The organism is Paraburkholderia solisilvae (assembly GCF_902859875.1).
Lineage (GTDB): Bacteria > Pseudomonadota > Gammaproteobacteria > Burkholderiales > Burkholderiaceae > Paraburkholderia > Paraburkholderia solisilvae.
Genome location: NZ_CADIKF010000050.1, coordinates 1 through 19,480, shown reverse-complemented (window position 1 = coordinate 19,480; position 19,480 = coordinate 1). Strand labels below are relative to the sequence as shown.

At 66.6% G+C, this 19,480-nt stretch carries 11 protein-coding genes and 2 riboswitches; of the genes, 4 read left to right on the top strand and 7 right to left on the bottom strand.

Going from position 1 to position 19,480, the window contains the following annotated elements:
- Positions 1-26: 26 nt before the first annotated feature.
- Genes HV675_RS25090 through HV675_RS25080 form a run of 3 tightly spaced genes read left to right on the top strand, consistent with a single transcriptional unit; the run spans position 27 to position 1,946 of the window.
- Entirely contained in the window at positions 27-677 is a 651-nt protein-coding gene (locus HV675_RS25090) for a MotA/TolQ/ExbB proton channel family protein (protein WP_175114154.1), read from the top strand.
- Complete coding sequence (locus HV675_RS25085; RefSeq protein ID WP_175114153.1) at positions 674-1,075, top strand: ExbD/TolR family protein; 402 nt, start codon at positions 674-676, stop codon at positions 1,073-1,075. Before HV675_RS25090 ends, HV675_RS25085 begins: the two co-directional genes overlap by 4 nt.
- Positions 1,065-1,946, top strand: coding sequence for an energy transducer TonB (locus tag HV675_RS25080; RefSeq protein WP_246270525.1), 882 nt, complete (start codon positions 1,065-1,067; stop codon positions 1,944-1,946). The genes HV675_RS25085 and HV675_RS25080 overlap by 11 nt, the downstream gene beginning before the upstream one ends.
- A gap of 159 nt (positions 1,947-2,105) precedes the next feature.
- Here the strand turns inward: HV675_RS25080 and uvrA are convergent, their stop codons facing one another.
- Positions 2,106-8,018, bottom strand: coding sequence for an excinuclease ABC subunit UvrA (gene uvrA / locus HV675_RS25075; RefSeq protein WP_175114152.1), 5,913 nt, complete (start codon positions 8,016-8,018; stop codon positions 2,106-2,108).
- An 851-nt stretch (positions 8,019-8,869) separates the two neighbouring features.
- Between uvrA and HV675_RS25070 the strand changes: the two genes are divergently transcribed.
- On the top strand, positions 8,870-9,115 hold the full coding sequence (locus tag HV675_RS25070) for a hypothetical protein (protein ID WP_175114151.1): 246 nt from the start codon (positions 8,870-8,872) through the stop codon (positions 9,113-9,115).
- Positions 9,116-9,168: 53 nt separating this feature from the next.
- Here the strand turns inward: HV675_RS25070 and HV675_RS25065 are convergent, their stop codons facing one another.
- The 6 genes from HV675_RS25065 to HV675_RS25040 all read right to left on the bottom strand — a co-directional run bounded on the left by HV675_RS25065 (position 9,169) and on the right by HV675_RS25040 (position 18,325).
- Entirely contained in the window at positions 9,169-10,089 is a 921-nt protein-coding gene (locus HV675_RS25065) for an ABC transporter ATP-binding protein (RefSeq protein WP_175114150.1), read from the bottom strand.
- A gap of 62 nt (positions 10,090-10,151) precedes the next feature.
- Positions 10,152-11,141 (bottom strand): ABC transporter permease, encoded by a 990-nt coding sequence (locus HV675_RS25060; RefSeq protein WP_175114181.1) that lies wholly within the window; start codon positions 11,139-11,141, stop codon positions 10,152-10,154.
- A gap of 95 nt (positions 11,142-11,236) precedes the next feature.
- Entirely contained in the window at positions 11,237-13,195 is a 1,959-nt protein-coding gene (gene atzF / locus HV675_RS25055) for an allophanate hydrolase (RefSeq protein WP_175114149.1), read from the bottom strand.
- Positions 13,192-16,905: an urea carboxylase gene (gene uca, locus HV675_RS25050; RefSeq protein ID WP_175114148.1), complete on the bottom strand. Its 3,714-nt coding sequence runs from the start codon at positions 16,903-16,905 to the stop codon at positions 13,192-13,194. Before uca ends, atzF begins: the two co-directional genes overlap by 4 nt.
- Entirely contained in the window at positions 16,902-17,558 is a 657-nt protein-coding gene (locus tag HV675_RS25045; RefSeq protein WP_175114147.1) for an urea amidolyase associated protein UAAP2, read from the bottom strand. Before HV675_RS25045 ends, uca begins: the two co-directional genes overlap by 4 nt.
- A gap of 11 nt (positions 17,559-17,569) precedes the next feature.
- Positions 17,570-18,325 carry an urea amidolyase associated protein UAAP1 gene (locus tag HV675_RS25040; RefSeq protein WP_175114146.1) on the bottom strand — a complete coding sequence of 252 codons (756 nt, stop codon included), beginning with the start codon at positions 18,323-18,325 and terminating at the stop codon, positions 17,570-17,572.
- Positions 18,326-18,384: 59 nt separating this feature from the next.
- Positions 18,385-18,518: riboswitch (guanidine-I (ykkC/yxkD leader) on the bottom strand.
- A gap of 571 nt (positions 18,519-19,089) precedes the next feature.
- A riboswitch (guanidine-I (ykkC/yxkD leader) is annotated at positions 19,090-19,220 on the top strand.
- Positions 19,221-19,480 lie beyond the last annotated feature (260 nt).

The window sequence follows — 19,480 nt, the reverse complement described above, 5'->3', positions numbered from 1 at the left end:
CAGTTCACGTTCCACGGGAAGATTCGATGCAAGACTGGCTCGGTATTGTCGAAGCGGCGCGCGTGGCGGGGTGGATCGTCTATCCGCTCACGCTGCTCGCGCTCATCGCGCTCTTTATCATCCTCGATCGGCTCTATGTGTTCTGGCGCTTCGCGCAGGTGCCGGGCATCGCGTCTTACGGCGGCGACGTCAGCGCGCTGCTCGCCACGCTGCCGCCGCAGCATGCGCTGCGCCGGCTGCTGACGCCGCTCGTCGGTCAATTCGCGAAGCCGGTCTGGTGGATCGAGGAACGCGCGAGCGCGGTCGCGCTCGACGTGCAGCGCGACATGTCGCGCGGCTTGTGGGTGCTCGAAACGATCGTCACGGCCGCGCCGCTCGTCGGGCTGCTCGGCACGATCGTCGGCATGATGCACGCATTCCGGCTGATCGGCGGCAATGGGCTCGTCAATCCGACCGGCGTGACCGGCGGCGTCGCGCAGGCGCTGGTCGCGACCGCGCTCGGTCTCGTCATCGCGCTCGTCGCGCTGTTTGCGTTCAACTACTTTGCGCGGCGCATCGACCGGCTCGTCGAAGAACTCGAGGCGTTCGCGAGCGCGTGGCTCGCCGATGTGCGGCTCGCCCGCGAACGCACGTCGGTCAGGGACGGCGCCGCCGGCACGGTCGGCACGGCAACATGAAGCTGCGGCGCTCCCGGACCGCGAAGCGCGGCCGCATCGAAATCATTCCGATGATCGATGTGATGTTCTTCCTGCTCGCGACGTTTATGCTGACCTCGCTGTCGATGCAGCGGCTCGACGCGATCCGGCTGAATCTGCCGCAAGGGCATGCGCAGGCGTTGGCGCAACAGCAGCCGCTGACGCTCGCGGTGACGCGCGACGGCAATATCGAAATCAACCGGCAACGGGTTACGCTCGACCAGGTCGCGGCGACGATCCGCCGGCTCGTCGGGCCGGACGGCAATGTCGTGATCGCGGCGGATGCGGGCGCGGCAAATGGCGTCGTGGTTCAGGCGATGTTGCGCGCACGCGAAGGCGGCGCCGGTCATTTTCTGGTGGCCGTCCAGCGTGACCAATAAGGCGGCCGGCAAACGGATGCGCGTCGGCAGCATGCTCGATGCGCGCGGGCCGCGTGCGTTGCTCTGCGTGCTGCTGGCCGTGGCGATCTGGCTCGGGTTCGCGGTGGGTTTCGTGCGCGGGCTGTGGCGCGCCGACGATCAGGTGAAAGCGCCCAGGCCGGTCGCCTTCGATGTGCGGCTGGTGCGCTTGCCGCCGCCCGAACCGCCGCCGTCGCAGCCCGCGCGGCAGCCGTCGCCAGCCACGCAGCAGCCGCAACGGCCGGCGAGCGCGCGCGCGGTTCAGACGCCGCGCGTGCCGCGCACGCCGACGGCAACCGCCACGCAGACGAATCCTGCGCAAACGGCGCGTCGCGGCCCGGCGCCGGCGCTTACTGCGCCCACGTCCGTGACACCCTCTCGCGACGTGCAGCAACACACTGCGCCAGCTGTTGTCACGGCGCCTGTCGCACCGGACACGCAGCCTGCGCCGCTGACACCGCCGATGCCGCCCACGCCGTCTGCCGCACAGGCGCCGAACGCCACGCCGTCTGCAACGGCCTCGCAGTCTCAATCCGCGCCAACACCTGCCCGATCGGCGACGCAGGACTCATCGTCGAGCGCCGGCAACGGCGCTGCGCATCCGATTCTGCAACCGCTGCCGTCGTTACCCGACGACTTGCGCGAGGACGCGTTTCAGGCAGTCGCGACCGCCCGCTTCTCGGTTCATCGCGACGGGTCGGTCGACGTCGAGCTGATCAAGCCGACGCACAATCCGCGGCTCAATCAGCTACTGCTCGACGCGCTGAAAAAATGGCGCTTTTTCCCGGCGATGAAAAACGGCGAAGCGGTTGAAAGCACGCAGGATATTCGCGTGCATTTCAACGTCGACTGAGCGTCGACGCCAAACTTTGCTGCGCTTGCAAGCGGCACGGCGGCGACCGACTGACCGACATACGGCGGCAATTTCAAGCGACACGAGACGGCAGCCGACATGCAGCGTACCGTACGGCGAGGCGCTCCTCGCCGACCTCCGCGCGCTAGCGAAAACCCCTCACGCCGCGCCGACCTTCCCCGCTTCGAGCGCCTCCTGCAGCGCCGCGCCGCCGCGCGCGAGCACCGGCGCCAACGCCTGTCCGGTATGGCTTGCGCGCACCTTGACGAGCCCTTCCGGATCGGTCGCCGCGACGATCGTGCCGCCACCGACGCCGCCTTCCGGTCCGAGATCGATAATCCAGTCCGCTTCCGCGATCACATCGAGGTCGTGTTCGATTACCACCACGCTGTGTCCGCCATCCGCGAGCCGATGCAGCACGCGGATCAGCTTCGCGACATCGGCCATATGCAAGCCGACAGTCGGCTCGTCGAGCACATACAGCGTATGCGGCGCCTTCTGCCCGCGTCGTGTGATGTCGTCGCGCACCTTCGAGAGTTCGGTGACGAGCTTGATACGCTGCGCTTCGCCACCGGATAGCGTCGGCGACGGCTGGCCGAGCGTCAGATAGCCGAGCCCGACGTCCTTCATCAGTTGCAACGGATGCGCGATGTTCGACAACGATGCAAAGAATTCAACCGCTTCGTCGATTTCCATCGTCAGCACGTCGCCGATATTCTTGCCGCGCCAGGTGACGGCAAGCGTCTCCGGATTGAAGCGCTGCCCGTGACAGACATCGCACGGCACTTTCACGTCCGGCAGGAAGCTCATGCCGATCGTGCGCACGCCCTGCCCTTCGCACGCGGGGCAGCGCCCGTCGCCGGTGTTGAACGAGAAGCGCGAGGCGGTATACCCGCGGGCGCGCGCCTCGAGCGTATCGGCGAACAGACGCCGGATCGCATCCCACACGCCGATATACGTCGCCGGGCATGAGCGCGGCGTCTTGCCGATTGGCGTCTGATCGACTTCGAGCACGCGGTCGATCGCTTCCCAGCCGGTAATCGATGCGCAGCCCTGCCACGCATGCGTAACGCTCAACGCGGGCCGCGGTGCGCTGCGCGCGAGCACGCTCGTGCGCCGGTTGGCCTGCGGCTCGTCGGACTGCGCGGCTTTGCGCGCGCGCCGCGTCGCCGGCGACGACAGCACCGAGCGGCCAACCGCGTCGAGCAGATTGGTCATCAGCACGTCGCGCGCGAGCGTCGACTTGCCGGAGCCGCTCACGCCCGTCACCGCCACGAGACGCCCAAGCGGAATGCCGACCGTCACATCGCGCAGATTGTGCAGCTTGCCGCCGTACACGGTCAGCCATTGCTCGGGCACCGCGGCCGCGCGCTTGCCGGGCGCGACGACCGGACGGCGCGCCTGCAGCGGATGCGGAATCGGCTTCGCGAGGAAGCGGCCGGTCAGCGAATCGGGCCGCGCGGACAGGTCATCGACGCCGCCCTGCGCGACCAGCGTGCCGCCGCGCTTGCCGGCGCCCGGCCCGATATCGATGATGTGATCCGCGCGCCGGATCGTATCTTCGTCATGCTCGACGACGACGAGCGTATTGCCCTTGTCGCCGAGCTTGCGCAGCGCGTTCAGCAGAATCTGGTTGTCGCGCGGATGCAGGCCGATGGTCGGCTCGTCGAACACGTAGCAGACACCCTGCAGATTGCTGCCGAGTTGCGCCGCGAGACGGATCCGCTGCGCTTCGCCGCCCGACAGGCTCGGCGCCGCGCGATCGAGGCTCAGATAACCGAGTCCGACTTCCTCGAGAAACTGCAGGCGGCTCGCGATCTCGCTGACGATATCGCGCGCGATATCGGCCTCGCGGCCTTTCAAACGCAACCCGTCGATCCAGCGGCGCGTATCGGACACCGTCCATTGCGCGACGTCGACAATCGGCTTGCCGCCGAACGTCACCGCGCGCGCGGTCGGGTTCAAACGCGTGCCATGGCAATCCGGACACGGCTCGTCGCCGACGCCTTCGGGCTCCTGCTCATCCGAAGGCAGCGTCTGCTCACGGCCGCGGTTGTCGTCGACGAGCACCGTGTCGTCATAAGCGGCGCGCTGCTCGCGCGTGAGCGCGAGGCCGGTGCCGACGCAGGTGGTGCACCAGCCGTGCTTGCTGTTGTACGAGAACATGCGCGGATCGAGTTCCGGATAGCTGGTGCCGCACACCGGGCAGGCGCGCTTCACCGACAGCACCTTGATCGCGCCGACCCGCGACGTGCCGCCGTTGCCCATCGCATGCTGCAAGCCGTCGAGCGGCGCGAGCAGATGCATCACGCCCTTGCCCGCCTCGAGCGTCTGTTCGAGCAGACGCCGCAACTCCGCTTCGTTATCCGCGGACACGATCAGATCGCCGACCGGCAATTCGATCGTATGCTCGCGGAAGCGATCGAGCTTCGGCCACGGGTCGACCGGCACGAATTCGCCGTCCACACGCAGATGCGTGTTGCCGCGCGCCTTCGCCCACTTCGCGAGATCGGTATAGACGCCCTTGCGGTTCACGACCAGCGGCGCCAGCATGCCGACATGCTGCCCCTTGTGATCGCGCAACAGCTGGGCGGCAATCGACTCAATGCTTTGCGACGTGACCGGCGTGCCGTCGTGAATGCAGTGCTGCAAGCCGAGCTTCACATATAGCAAGCGCAGGAAATGCCAGACCTCGGACGTGGTCGCGACCGTACTCTTGCGGCCGCCGCGCGACAGGCGCTGCTCGATCGCGACGGTCGGCGGAATGCCGTACACCGCATCGACTTCGGGACGGCCGGCCGGCTGCACGATCGAGCGCGCGTATGCGTTCAGCGATTCGAGGTAACGGCGCTGCCCTTCGTGGAAGAGAATATCGAACGCAAGCGTCGATTTGCCCGAACCCGATACGCCGGTGATCACATTGAAACGGCCATGCGGAATATCGACGTCGAGCGCTTTCAAATTGTGCTCGCGCGCGTTGACGATGCGCACCACGTTCTCGCCTTCGACGGCGCGCCGCGCGCGCGCGGCGGCGAGCGTCGCCTGCAGCGGCACGCCCTCGGAGGCCGCTTCGGCCGGCTCGACCGCGCGGCCCATCGCATTGTCGTATTGCACAAGCGCGACGCCGGTGTGCGACCCCGCGCATTGCTTCACGTCCTCCGGCGTGCCGGCGCACAACACGAGGCCGCCGCCGTCGCCGCCTTCGGGACCGAGATCGATCAGCCAGTCGGCCGCGCGGATCACATCGAGGTTGTGCTCGATCACGATCAGCGAATGGCCGCCCGCGAGCAGCTTGCCGAATGCCTGCATCAGCTTCGCGATATCGTCGAAATGCAGACCCGTAGTCGGTTCGTCGAACATGAACAGACGCGCGGCTCCGGTTTCCTTCCTGTTGCGCGCACCGCTCGCCTGCGCGGTCTCCGCAAGAAAGCCCGCGAGCTTGAGCCGCTGCGCTTCGCCGCCCGACAGCGTCGGCACCGGCTGGCCGAGCTTCACGTATTCGAGACCGACGTCGACGATCGGCTGCAGCACGCGCAGCACTTCGGCATCGGTGGCAAAGAACTCGATCGCTTCGTTGACCGTCAGATCGAGCACATCCGCAACACTGAGCGCACGCTCGCCGCGCGCGATTTTCACTTCGAGAATCTCGGGACGATAGCGCCGTCCGTCGCAGTCCGGGCAGCGCAGATAGACGTCGCTCAGGAACTGCATCTCGATATGCTCGAAGCCCGAGCCGCCGCAGGTCGGGCAACGGCCATCGCCGGAATTGAAGCTGAACACGCCCGCACCGTAACCGCGCTGCGCCGCCAGCGGCGCTTTCGCGAACAGCTTGCGGATTTCGTCGAACGCGCCGACGTAGCTGGCCGGATTCGAGCGCGTGGTCTTGCCGATCGGCGATTGATCGACGAATACCGCGTCGCTGATCTGTTCCGCGCCGGACAACCCGCGATGCACGCCGGGCGTTTCGGTCGCCTTGCCGAGATGACGCGCGAGCGCCGGATACAGCACGTCCTGCACGAGTGTCGATTTGCCGGAACCGGACACGCCGGTCACGCAGACGAGCCGCTGCAGCGGAATCTCGACGTTGACGTCGCGCAGATTGTGCTCGCGCGCGCCTTCGAGCACGATGCGCGGCGTGCTCGCATCGACCGGCCGGCGCGACCAGTGCGCGGCATCGGCGACGTGCTTGCGGCCGCCGAGATACTCGCCGGTCAGCGTGCCGGCCGCGCGAATGGCCTGCGGCGCGCCGTCGAAAATGATCGTGCCGCCGCGTTCGCCGGGTCCCGGGCCCATGTCGATCAGACGATCCGCGGCGAGCATCACCGACGGATCGTGCTCGACCACCACCAGCGTATTGCCCGCGTCGCGCAAGCGGTGCATCGCTTCGACGATGCGGTTCAGGTCGCGCGGATGCAGACCGATGCTCGGCTCGTCGAGCACGAACAGCGTTTTGGTCAGCGACGTGCCGAGCGCGGTGGTCAGATTGATCCGCTGCACCTCGCCGCCCGACAGCGTGCGGCTTTGCCGGTCGAGCGTCAGATAGCCGAGGCCGACGTCGCACAGATACTTCAGCCGCGTGCGCACTTCGGCGAGCAGCAGCTTGAGCGCGTCATCGAGCAATGCGCTCGGCAGCGTGATGTCGTCGAAGAAGCGGCGAATGCGTTCGATCGGCAACAGCATCAGGTCGTGCACGGTCAGACCGGGCAGCGCCTCGAGCTGCGCACGCGCCCAGTCGACGCCGCGCGGCAAGAACCGTTGCGCGGGGTCGAGCACCGCATCCGCATTGGCCTTGGTGCCGAGGCGCCACAACAGCGATTCGAGCTTCAGACGCGCGCCGCCGCAGGTCTCGCACGGCGTGTAGCTGCGGTACTTCGACAGCAGCACGCGAATGTGCATCTTGTACGCCTTCGATTCGAGATACGCAAAGAAGCGCTTCACGCCGTACCACTGCTTTTGCCACTCGCCGTCCCAATCGGGCGAGCCGTTGATCACCCAGTCGCGCTCGTCGTCGGTCAGTTCGGACCAGCGCGTGTCGCGGCGAATATTGGCCTTCGCCGCATAGCGCATCAGATCGTCCTGGCACTCCTTCCAGGCGGGCGTCTGCATCGGCTTGATTGCGCCGCCGCGCAGCGTCTTGCGTTCGTCCGGAATGACGAGACCGAGGTCGACGCCGATCACGCGGCCAAAGCCGCGGCAGGTGTCGCATGCGCCATACGCGGAGTTGAACGAGAACAGCGCCGGCTGCGGGTCCGCATAGCGCAGATCGCTATCCGGGTTGTGCAGGCCGGTCGAGAAACGCCATATTTGCGGCGCCGGCGCCGGTGACGCCGCGTCGGCCGCGCCGCCGGACGTGTCTGCCGCGGCAGGCAGCACGTAGACGTTCACGCGCCCGCCGCCGCGCTTGAGCGACGCTTCGATCGCTTCGACGACGCGCGCCTTGTCCGCCTGTTGCAGCCGGAACCGGTCGGCCACCACGTCGAGCACCTTGCGCGGGCCGGTCGGCGACTCGACCTCGCGCTGCGCCTGCACCCGCGTGTAGCCGCTCGCGGACAGCCATTGTTCGACTTCCGTATCGCTCGCGCTTTCCGGCAGCTCGACCGGAAACGTGACCACGACGCGCGGGTCGCCCGCCTCGGTGCGCGCGACGAGGTCCGCGTAAATCGTTTCCGGCGTGTCGTGCCGCACCGGCTGTGCGGTCTTGCGGTCGAACAGTTCGGCGGCGCGCGCGTACAGCAGCTTCAGATGGTCGTTCAGTTCGGTCATCGTGCCGACCGTCGAGCGCGAGCTGCGCACCGGATTCGTCTGGTCGATGGCGATGGCGGGCGGCACGCCGTCGACGCGGTCGACCTGCGGCCGGTCCATCCGGTCGAGGAACTGGCGCGCATAGGCGCTGAAAGTTTCGACATAGCGGCGTTGACCTTCCGCGTACAGCGTGTCGAATACGAGGCTCGATTTACCCGACCCCGACGGCCCGGTGACGACGGTCATTTCGCCGGTGCGCAAGTCGAGGTCGATATTTTTCAGATTGTGCTGGCGGGCTCCGCGGATGCGGATCGTTCCTTGAGATGCCAATTTGCTATCCGTCAAATGAATGAGCGTGAATACGCGTGGAGCGCGAAATGCGCGTGGTCAGGGTCGTACCGATGCTCAGCCTTATCAGGCTGGCGGCGGCAGTCGCGACCGGTCCGGCCGGCAAGCAGGAAGCACTGAATGTACGCCTGATCGCGGAAGCCGGCTGCCGGCGCGAACCGTCAGCGCACGCTTACGTGCGGGAGAACCGGCGCGCACGGCGCGGCGGCGTTGGCCGCGATCGTACATGGCTGCCTTTTCGACTCAACCCGAATCACCCGGACTTTGGCCCGTTACCTGTCGCCGAACTTGCATCGGGAAAAGCTGAAGCCGACGGATACTATACTGTATGTTTATACAGTTTTCCATGCCCGCGCCGACGGGCCGCACGATGACTGCCGCGCAAAGCGCCGGCCAGCACGCCGCGCGCGCACAAGAAAAAACCCGGCGCAAAGCCGGGTTCTGAAGGTCGCCGCCGGCCCGTTGCAAGCCGGAAAGCACCGGTACCGCCGCCATCTTCGCCTTGCGGCAGTCGACGAGGCGCCGACGATGGTCTTCGTTCACCACCCCCCGGTAGTTCACGAAAGCGGTCGCCAAGGGCGGGCGTTCTGGCCCGCGACTTGCGCGGCGGTATCAATGTAGGAGCGAACTCTTAACCGGAACTTAAGGCGCACTCCTGACGATGCGAATTGCAACGCCGCGACCATCCCGGCGTTTTCACCTTCTGAAAACGGGGCATTATCCGGCCGCACCGGCCGGCCGGCGCTTCGTTCAGGGAAAAGTGAGCGTCAAAGCGGCGGTCGCAACGGGCCGCGCGTGCCTATCATGAGAGAGCAAGGGACCGGAGGACATCGATGCAGAACCCTGCTCTGTTTCACGTGCTGCTGGACCAGTTCGAGGCGCTCGGCACGCCGCCGCAAGACGTCGAACGCTACGTCGACCGCTGGCACCGGCTGCGCTCGCATGAAGCGTTTCCGTGTCCGGTCTGCTTCCTCGCGGGCGAGGAGCAGCCGCTCGTGCTGGGTGCGCCGCAGGGCGAATTCATGCCGGTCGAATGCCGCGGCTGCGGCACGCGCTTCGAGGTGCCGCTCGAAGACTGAGCGACTGCGCGGAAAGCGGCGCGCACGGCCGGCGGTACACGCCGGCCGGAGGTTCACTCCACGTTGTCCGACACGTCGGTCATCCGCACCATATGCGGCTTCACGCCGTCGTCCCCGTCGTCGGTCTGGCCCGTCGCCGCGGGCGGATGAATCAGCGCTTCGAGCCGCGCGCGGGTCGCGATGAATTCCGCGGAGGTTGTCTGCGCATAATCGCGCGGACGCGGCACCGGCACTTCGATCAGCTCCTGCACTTCGCCGGGGTTCGCTTTGAGCACCAGGATGCGGTCCGCGAGAAAAATCGCTTCGTCCAGATCGTGCGTGATGAACAGCACCGTCACGTCGATGTTGCGCCAGATGTCGAGCAGATGCGTCTGCATCTTCGCGCGCGTTTGCGCATCGAGCGCGCCGAACGGCTCGTCCATCAGCAGGATGCGCGGCCGGTTGGCGAGCGCGCGCGCGATCGCGACGCGCTGCTTCATGCCGCCCGACAACTGATGCGGATAGACGTCCGCGAATTTCGTCAGCCCGACCAGGTCGAGCCATTGCAGCGCCTCGCGTTCGGCCTGGGTGCGACCGAGGCCGTTCATTTTCAGGCCGAACATCACGTTCTTCTTGACCGTGAGCCACGGAAACAGCGTATAGCCCTGAAACACCATGCCGCGCTCGGCGCCCGGCCCGTCGACCGGCTTGCCGTCGATCAGCACGTCGCCGCTGGTTTGCCGTTCGAGCCCGGCGAGGATGCGGATCAGCGTCGACTTGCCGCAACCCGACGGGCCGATCACGCAGACGAACTCGCGCCGGTGCGTCTGGAAACTGACGCCGTCGAGCGCGACATGTTCGCCGTGCGCGGTCGGGAAACGCTTGCCGAGATCGCGCACGTCGAGAATCACATTGCGCGCTTTCAGACGGTCGAAACGCGCGCGCACCGCGTCGGACTGCAGCAGATACGACGGAACCGGTTGCGGATTCAACATGATGAAGTCCTGTGAATGAGCATAGGAGCGGATAGAGGGCGAAGCGGCGCCGCAGCGCGCGGCTACGCCTTCAGCGTACGGTCCCATGGAAACAGCTTGCGGCCGATAAACGCGAGCACGAGGTCGGTGCCGAGTCCGATGATGCCGATCATCATGATCGCCGCGTACACGTTGTCGAAATGCTCGTAGCGGGCCTGCTGCGTGATGTACCACGTGATGCCCGAACTCGTGCCGACCAGTTCCGCGACAATCAGATAAGTCCATGCCCAGCCGAGCAGGATGCGTTGATCGCGATACAGGTCCGGCAGAATGCCCGGCACCACCACATGCGTGAGCAGCTTCAGCTTTTTCGTGCCGAGCGTCATCGCGGCTTCGAACAGCGCGTAGTCGAGCTTGCGCGTCGTATTCGCGACGATCAGCACCTGCTGAAAGAACGTGCCGATCACGATGATCGCGATCTTCGGTCCGTCGTAGATGCCGAGTATCGCGACCATCAGCGCGCCGAACGCCGGCGCCGGCAGATAGCGGAAGAACTCGATAAACGGCTCCTGCAGCCGTGCGAGCGCGCTGTATGTGCCGCATACGATGCCCAGCGGCACGCCGAGCGCCGATGAAATGACGAAGCCCCAGAAGATCACCTGGATGCTGTGCCACAGGCTCTCATGCAGCCATGGGCCGTCGCGCGAAGCGGGCGGCGTGGTGAACGCGGTGTAGAACGCGCGCAGCACTTCATGCGGCGCAGGCAGATAGACCGGGTTGGCCGGCACGCCGGTCGGCAGCGCCGCGTGCTTCGCGCGCGCCGTGGCGAGTTCGTCGTTGAAGGTCGCCTTGTCGATGCGCATGCCCGGCTGGAAGTAGTCGACGCTGCCGGGACTGTCGATCAGCATCTGCGGATGCCAGACGAACGGCACATAGCTGAGCACGCACCACACGAGAACCGGCAGCATGAACGAGCCGATGCCGAGCGTCCAGCGGCTTCGGGCCGACAGTTCGCGGCGCACCGCGAACCATTCGGTGCGGCGACTGCGAAGGGGGCGGGTCTGCGTGGTCATCGTGGTCTCCTTGCGCGTGGCGCGGCTGTTGCGTACTGCACCCGCCTCGCCCGGGTTCGAGCCATCGAGGTCCGCGCGCGTGGCGCGGGTCGTGTTCATCGCGCGGCGAGGCTTGCGCGATACGCGCGCCAGCCTCCGAACGATGTGATGTCGGTGGCGCCGTCGAGCGCGCTCGATTCGCACAGGAAGCCTTGCACGGTGCTGCCGTCCGCCAGCGTCAGCGTACCGATGCCAAGCGGCGCCGGTATTGCCGCGACGAAACTGCCGTACGCGGCAAGCGGCATGTCCCAGACTTCGAGCGCGATCGCCGCGCCGTCGGCCGGCACACGCACGAGGCCCGGCTTCGCGACGCCGCCGTTCGCCGCGGCGGGCAGTGCGTAGAGCCGGTACGTGGGCGCGGTGGTGGTGGCTTCGAGCAGGCGCGCGTTGCGGTCGGTCAATTGCGCATTGAGCGGCTCGCCGCGCAGATGCGCGCCGACGACCGCGACGCGGATCGATGCGGATGCGGATGACGACGTCGAGGATGCGGATGCGGGCGTGGATACGGATGCGGGTGCGGACGACGATGCTGGTGCGACCGCGGATGCGGGCACGGACGCGGACCGCGACGCAGACACAGACGCCGAATCCGCCTGCGCCGAAACACGCGCCTGCGACTGCTCATCCTCGCCGAGCCATGCATACGCTAACTGCAGCAACGCGGCATCTTCATGCGCGCGCCCGACGAACGTCACGCCGAACGGCAGCCCGCTATGCGCACCGACCGTGCAACGACCCGCGGGCACCGCCAGCGCGGACAGATCGAGCAGATTGACGAAGTTCGTGTAGTAGCCGAAGCGCGAGTTCACGCGAATCGGGTCGGCTTCGAGTTCATCGACCGTCGCGGTGGTGGCGGAGGTCGGCATCAGGATCGCGTCGATGTGCTGCCACACCGTGTCGGCGCGCATGCGCAGTTCCGCGAGCCGGTCCTGCGCAGTGAACAGATCGGCGGCGCTCCACTTCGCCGCGCCGCCGATAATCGTGCGGATCACCGGATGCAGCGCATCCGGATGCTGCTCGAAAAACGGCCGGATCGCGGCGAGCCGTTCCGCGACGAACGGGCCTTCGTAAAGCAGACGCGCGGCGTCGAGAAATGGTTCGAAGTCGATCTCGACGAGTTGTGCGCCGACGTCACGCAAGCGCGCTTGCGCCGCTTCGAACGCCTGCGCATACGACGTATCGCCGAAAAATTCGAGCTGTGCCGCGCGCGGCACACCGAAGCGCACACCGCGCAGGGTCGGCGCGCCGTCGCGTTGCGTGAGCGGACGCGCTCGCGGCGGCGTCCATGCGCGCGCGTAAGGGTCGCCTGCGGCGATGCCGCGCGCGACATCGAACACCTGCTGTGCATCGTGCGCGGTCTGCGCGAAGATCGACACGCAATCGAGCGACTTGCACGCGGGCACGACACCGAGCGTGCTCAGCACCCCTTTGGTCGGCTTCAGTCCGACCAGTCCATGAAACGCCGCCGGCACGCGTCCCGACCCTGCCGTGTCGGTGCCGAGCGAAAACGCCGCAAGCCCAAGCGCGACCGCGACCGCCGAGCCGGAGCTCGAGCCGCCGGACGCATAGCGAGCATCGAGCGCATTGCGGCACGCGCCATGCGGTGAGCGCTGGCCTGACAGGCCGGTCGCGAACTGATCGAGGTTGGTCTTGCCGACCGGAATCGCGCCGGCCGCGATCAGCCGCTCGACCACCGCCGCGCTTTTCTGCGGCGTGTACGCGTAGGCGGGACAGCCCGCCGTAGTCGGCACACCGGCGAGGTCGATGTTGTCCTTGATCGCGAACGGAACGCCGTACAGCGGCAGCGTATCCGGACCCTTACCTTCGAGCGCATCCACGTAATGCATCATCTCGTCGCGCGTGAGCGCGCGAATCCACACGCGATGCGGATCGTCGCCCACAGTGCGCGCGGCGATCATGTCGACCAGTTGCGCGGGCGTCAAACTCCGCCCGCGGTAGCGCGCACGCAGCGAAGCGATCGTCAGCGGCGGCGACGCAGTGTTGTCCGGCTTCATTTGCACACGACCTCCTCGATGACATCGGTTGCGACGGCACTGCGCACCGTCATCAGCCGTTGCCCTGCGACGACCGCCGCGCCTTCCGCGCAATCGATCGTTTCGATCACGCCATCGTCGACGGCTTCGATCGACACTTCCATCTTCATCGACTCGACAATCGCGACCACCTGCCCGGCGCTCACGCGCTCGCCCGCCGCGACCTGAAGTTTCCACACGCTGCCGGACACGTCCGCGACGATGCCGCGCACGCCGTCCGCAAGCGCGGCATCCGCCGTGGCTGCGCCATCCGCGCCGCTTGCGCCGGCTGCATCGACAGCGGGTTCGCCGACGTATTCCGCCGTGCCGGCCGCGCGCCAACGCTCGCGCTCGGCATCGAACGCGGCCTGCTGCGACGTCTTGAACGCGGCAATCGAGGCGGCCTCGTCGCGCAGAAAGCGGTTGTACGCGCCGAGATCGAAGCTCGATGCCTCGATCTTCAGACTCGTGCGTCCGGCAACGAAATCCGCACGCAGGTCAGCCAGTTCCGCTTCGCTGACTTCATAAAAGCGGATCTCGTCGAAGAAGCGCAGCAGCCACGGCTTGCCCGCTTCGAATTCGCGCGTGGTCCGGTAGCGGTTCCACATCTGCACGGTGCGGCCGACGAACTGATAGCCGCCCGGCCCTTCCATCCCGTACACGCACAGATACGCGCCGCCGATGCCGACCGCGTTTTCCGGCGTCCAGGTGCGCGCCGGGTTGTACTTCGTCGTCACCAGCCGGTGACGCGGATCGAGCGGCGTCGCGACCGGCGCGCCGAGATAGACATCGCCGAGTCCCATCACCAGATAGCGCGCGTCGAACACGATGCGCTTCACGTCGTCGATACTCGCGAGACCGTTGATGCGGCGAATAAACTCGATATTGCTCGGACACCACGGCGCGTCGGGCCGCACCGATTGCATATACCGTTCGATTGCGATGCGCGTGGACGGATCGTCCCACGACAGCGGCAAATGGACGATCCGGTTCGGCACCCGCATGCCGTCGATCGCGGGCAGTTCCGTTTCCGCGCGTTGCACATGCGCGAGCAGCACGTCGCGCGACAGCACGCGCGGATCGAAATGCACCTGCAGCGAGCGGATACCCGGCGTCAGGTCGACGATGCCGGGCAGGCGATGCGCGAGAAGCCAGTTCATCAGCGCGTGTACGCGAAAACGCAGATTCAGGTCGAGCGCGAGCGGCCCGTACTCGATCAGCACATTGCGATCGCCCGATTGCCGGTAGACCACACCGATGCCGTCGCCCGCCGACGGATCGCGGTACAGCACGCACGCGTCTTCGTGGCTGACGGTTTGCGACGCGCGCACATCGAGCGTTGGCGCAGCGCCAGGTTGCGTGATCGCCTCGATGAGTTCGTTACCGGATTCACCGCGCGCGTCTGCCGTGCCGGCCGTCGCCGGTTGCGCGGGCGCAAACCGCACCGTATCGCCGGGGCGCAATTGCCCGAGCTTCCACAATTCGCCGGCCACCACGGTCACCGGGCACACGAAGCCGCCGAGACTCGGACCGTCCGGTCCGAGAATCACCGGCATATCGCCGGTGAAATCGACGGCGCCGATCGCATACGCATTGTCGTGAATGTTCGACGGATGCAGCCCCGCTTCGCCGCCGTCCGGACGCGCCCATGCCGGCGCGGGTCCGATCAGCCGCACTCCCGTGCGGCTCGAGTTGTAGTGCACGGTCCAGCTCGTGCCGTACAACATCGCGATATCGTCGCGCGTGAAAAAGTCCGGCGCGCCGTGCGGGCCGTTCAGCACGTGCAGCGTCCAGTCGCGCGTCAGCGCGGGTCGGCGCGCCGTGTCGAGCGTCGCGCCCGGCTCGCCCGCATCCGCATCGGCGGCCAGATGCAGCACGTCGCCCTTGCGCAACGCGCGGCCCGCGTGGCCGCCGAACTGTCCGAGCGTGAAGGTCGCCTTGCTGCCGAGATAGTCGGGCACCTGCAGGCCGCCCCGGATCGCGAGGCATGCGCGCACGCCGGCGCCGGTCACGCCGCCAAGCTTCAGCACCGCGCCGGGCACCGCGCGCAGCACCTGCCAGAAAGGCGCCGGCTGACCGTCGAGGGTCGCCGCGAGCGGCGCGCCGCCGAGCACGAACAGCGCGGCCGTATTGAAACGCAGCGTCGCGCCGACCATCGTGAATTCAAGGCCGGCCGCATCCGGCGCATTGCCGAGCAATCCGTTCGCGAGCGCGAACGACAGGTCATCCATCGGACCGGACGGCGGCACGCCGATATCCCAGTAGCCGAGCCGTCCCGGTAACTGCTGCACCGTGGTTTGTACGCCGCCGTCGAGCACGTCGACGGTGTGCGGCGCGAACAGGAAGCGCGACAGGAACGCGGTGGTCTGCGCGCCGCGCGAGAACGTATCGGAACCGGCCACCGCACGCAGGTAATCGAGGTTCGTCTCGATGCCGTACAGCTGCGTGCGCTCGAGCGCGTCCCGTAGCGCCGCCAGTGCGGCGTCGCGCGTGTCGCCCTTCACAATCAGTTTCGCGAGCAGCGGATCGTAGAACGCGCTGACTTCGGTGCCGGCGTCGACCCACGTGTCGACGCGCGCGTCACCGGCAAACTCGACGTGCGTGAGCGTGCCTGCGCTCGGCTGGAATTGCTTGTGCGGATCTTCCGCGTAAATGCGCACCTGGATGCTTGCGCCGCCAGCAGCGTTCGCCGCGGGCGCAATCGATGCGAGCGGCGGCAGCGTGTGCTCAGCCTGGCGAATCATCCACGCCACCAGATCGATGCCGGTGACTTCCTCGGTCACGCAATGCTCGACCTGCAGCCGCGTATTCACTTCGAGAAAATAGAAGCGGCGCGCCTGCGCATCGAACACGAACTCGACGGTTCCGGCCGACTCGTAGTTGACCGCCTGCGCGAGCCGCACCGCGCTCGCGTGCAGCATCGCGCGCTCCTCGGCCGTGAGGCCGGGCGCCGGCGTTTCCTCGATCACCTTCTGGTTGCGCCGCTGCACTGAGCAATCGCGCTCGCCGAGCGCGATCACGTTGCCGCGGCCATCGCCGAAAATCTGCACTTCGATATGACGCGCGTGCTCGACGAACTTCTCGACGTACACGCCCGCATTCGCGAAGTTCGCCTCGCCCAGACGCACCACCGAAGCAAACGCCGCTTCGAGCTCCGGCGCGCTGCGGCATAGCGACATGCCAATCCCGCCGCCGCCCGCGGTGCTTTTCAGCATCACCGGATAGCCGATCGAGGCGGCTTCGCGCAGCGCAGTCGCGACATCGGGCAGCAGACCGGTGCCGGGCAGCAACGCGACATTGTTCGCCGCGGCGAGCTCGCGCGCCGTGTGCTTCAAGCCGAATGCGCGCATTTGCGCGGGGCGCGGTCCGATATAACGGATGCCGGCGTCCTCGCATGCCTGTGCGAACGCGGCGTTTTCAGAGAGAAATCCGTAGCCCGGATGGACCGCGTCCGCACCCGTCGCACGCGCTGCTTCGAGTATCGCCGCGACGTTCAGATAACTGGCCGAGGCCGCGGCCGGTCCGATGCAAACCGCTTCGTCGGCAAGCGTCACGTGCATCGCGTGTCGATCGGCCTCCGAATAGACCGCGACCGACGCGATATTCAAACGCTTCAGCGTTCGCATCACGCGGCATGCAATCTCGCCTCGATTCGCTACGAGCACCTTCGAGAAGCGCGACGGCTCGCTCATTGCGCCTCCCAGATCGTCAGCCGCACGGGCGTCGGGTTATAGCCGTTGCATGGGTTGTTCAATTGCGGACAGTTCGAGATCAGCACCGTCACGTCCATTTCGGCGCGCATCTCGACGTACTTGCCGGGGGCCGAAATGCCGTCTTCGAAGGTCAGTTTGCCGAGCGGCGTCACCGGCACGTTCATAAAGAAGTTGACGTTGCTGACAATGTCCCGCTTCGTCAGCAGCGTGCCGACGCCGCAGGTGCAATGCGTGAGCGCGTGCAGGAAGGTGTCGCGGCAGCTATGCATATGGCGCTTGTCGAGCGAGTAGCGCACGGTATTGCTCTCCGCCGCGCATGCGCCGCCCAGCGTATCGTGGCGGCCGCAGGTGTCGGCGACAATCTTCAGCAGCGGGTTGCCGAGGTTCGACATCAGCACGCTGCCCGCGCCCAGATACAGATTCAGCTGCGCGCGGATCGTGTCCTGCGCGCTGTAACGCTCTTGCGGATCGGCGCTGTTGTAGAACAGCGTGTCGACGGCCTGGTTGCCTTCGAGATCGAGTATGCGGAAGATCTGTCCGCGCTTCACTTCGTGCAGCCACGGTTCGCCGGACGGCAGCGTGAAGTCGTACACGGCGTCGCGCGGGTCCAGCGTGCTTTCGAGAATGGCCATCGCGGCGCTCCTTAGACGAACAGACGTTCAGTGTTGACGAAGCCGCGTTCGTTCTCCGCGCAGCGCGCGCGGCACGGGTCATCGGACGGCACGTTGGCATCGCTCGCGTAAGCGCGATAGGCGATCAGGCGGACTGGTTTCGGCTGGTACGCGGCGGCCGGATCGAGCGGATGCGGGGCAGTCGAAAACGCCGCGAGCGTGTTCATCTCGAAGCGCAGATCGAATGCGTCGCCGGCTCGCGAGTGGCCTTCGACGAAGGTCAGCGAGCCGTCGTCGCCCGGTGCGAGCTTGCTGAAGAAATTGATGTTCGCGACAAGGTCGCGCGCGCCGAGCCCGTACTTCGCCAGTTCCACGAGCAGGCTGTCGCGGCCGTTGCGGATCATCGCGTTGCGATGCTGCTGATAGCGCGCCGCGCCGTATTTCCGCTCGAACAGCTTTGCGTCGCCGACGCCGCCGAACGCGTCGTGCCAGCCGAGCGTATCGGCGGTGAGCGACGCCAGCACGTGGCCCATATCCGAGTACAGCACGCAGCCGCGCGTCAGATGCGCGGTGTGCTGCGCCTTGAGCGTATCGGCCATGTTGTAGCGTTCGAGCGGATTGTCGTCGCGATAGAACAGCGCGGACAGGTTGGCGCCGCCTTCGAGATCAATGATGCGCAACGCGATGCCGCGGCGCAGGACGCCGGACCAATGCGTGCCGGCAGGGATCACCGCTTCCCACAGCGGATGCGGGACGGGCGCAAGGTCGACGGGGGGATTCGACGGCATCGAGGCTCCTGTTTGATCGAAAGGAATAAGCGTGAGAGGAGCGACGAAACGACATCGCGACCTCCCGGGCTTTTATCCCTCCGTGGAGCCTCGCCGCCGCCTTCGAAACAAGGTGGCCGGCAAGACCGGATTGCTCTCGGACCAGCCATCGCGCGACGCGTGTCGCACGACCGGAACCCTAGCGATCCTGAAGATGATGCAAATTGCTTCGCACCTCTCGCCGCGTGTTTAAGCGAGTACTGTGCCAGCACAACGGCAACCCGCAGTGGATGTGACGCGGTTGCGCGTTCACGCATGTCTTCCATGCCGTGTTCGTGCGGCGTTCCCACGCAGTTCCCGATTCCGCAAGCGCCGGAGGCGCGCGCGTGCACCGTGTGCACGACGACAAGCTAGCCGCCCTGACGCGGGGCGAGCGCGCACCAATCGAATGCGCGCGAGCGCCATCTTCGGGCGCACGTCACGCAGGTGTCACGCGCTCGCCATTGCAACGCGGCGCTTTTCAGCGCGCTTACGCGATGGCATAGCCGTTGCTCTGATGGAGTCGCATACTCACTTCCCGCACCCCGCCATGTCGCTGCTCTCCACCGTTCGCCGCACGCTCTACGTATTGCTTTCAGCGCGCTTCATCGAAATGCAGAAGAAGCCTGTGAGCGCACGTTAGCCAAACGTCTTCCTTGCGCGATCGTCGCCCGCGCCCATCCATGCGCATTCGTTGGCATGCTTCTGGCTTCGCGCAGCCCCTCGAGAGGTGCGGCGGCGTCGCATCTTAGGGATGCTAGGGTTCCGGTTCACGCGAACGTGTCGTGAATGTCTGGTCCGAGAGCAGCCCGGTGCATCCGCGAATCGATGATGCTTCGCAGAGCGCACTACACGGCGGGACAAAAGCCCGGGAGATCCGCGATGGCGAGCGATAGCGGCCGCCGTCGTGCCTCTCCGTGACGGCTTTCCGCGCAACACAGGAAACCGGTCATGACGCCGGCACGCGCACGGTCTGCGCGCCGCCCCGGCGACCCATTTCGATAACACTTCACCCGGTCTCCTGGAGCAACCACAATGAAAGCATTCGAATATGCACGCGCTCAACTTCTCGCGTCCCGCACGCTGCGCCGCGGGCTCGCGGGCGCGGCGGCCGCGCTCGCGGTCGGCTTCACGCCG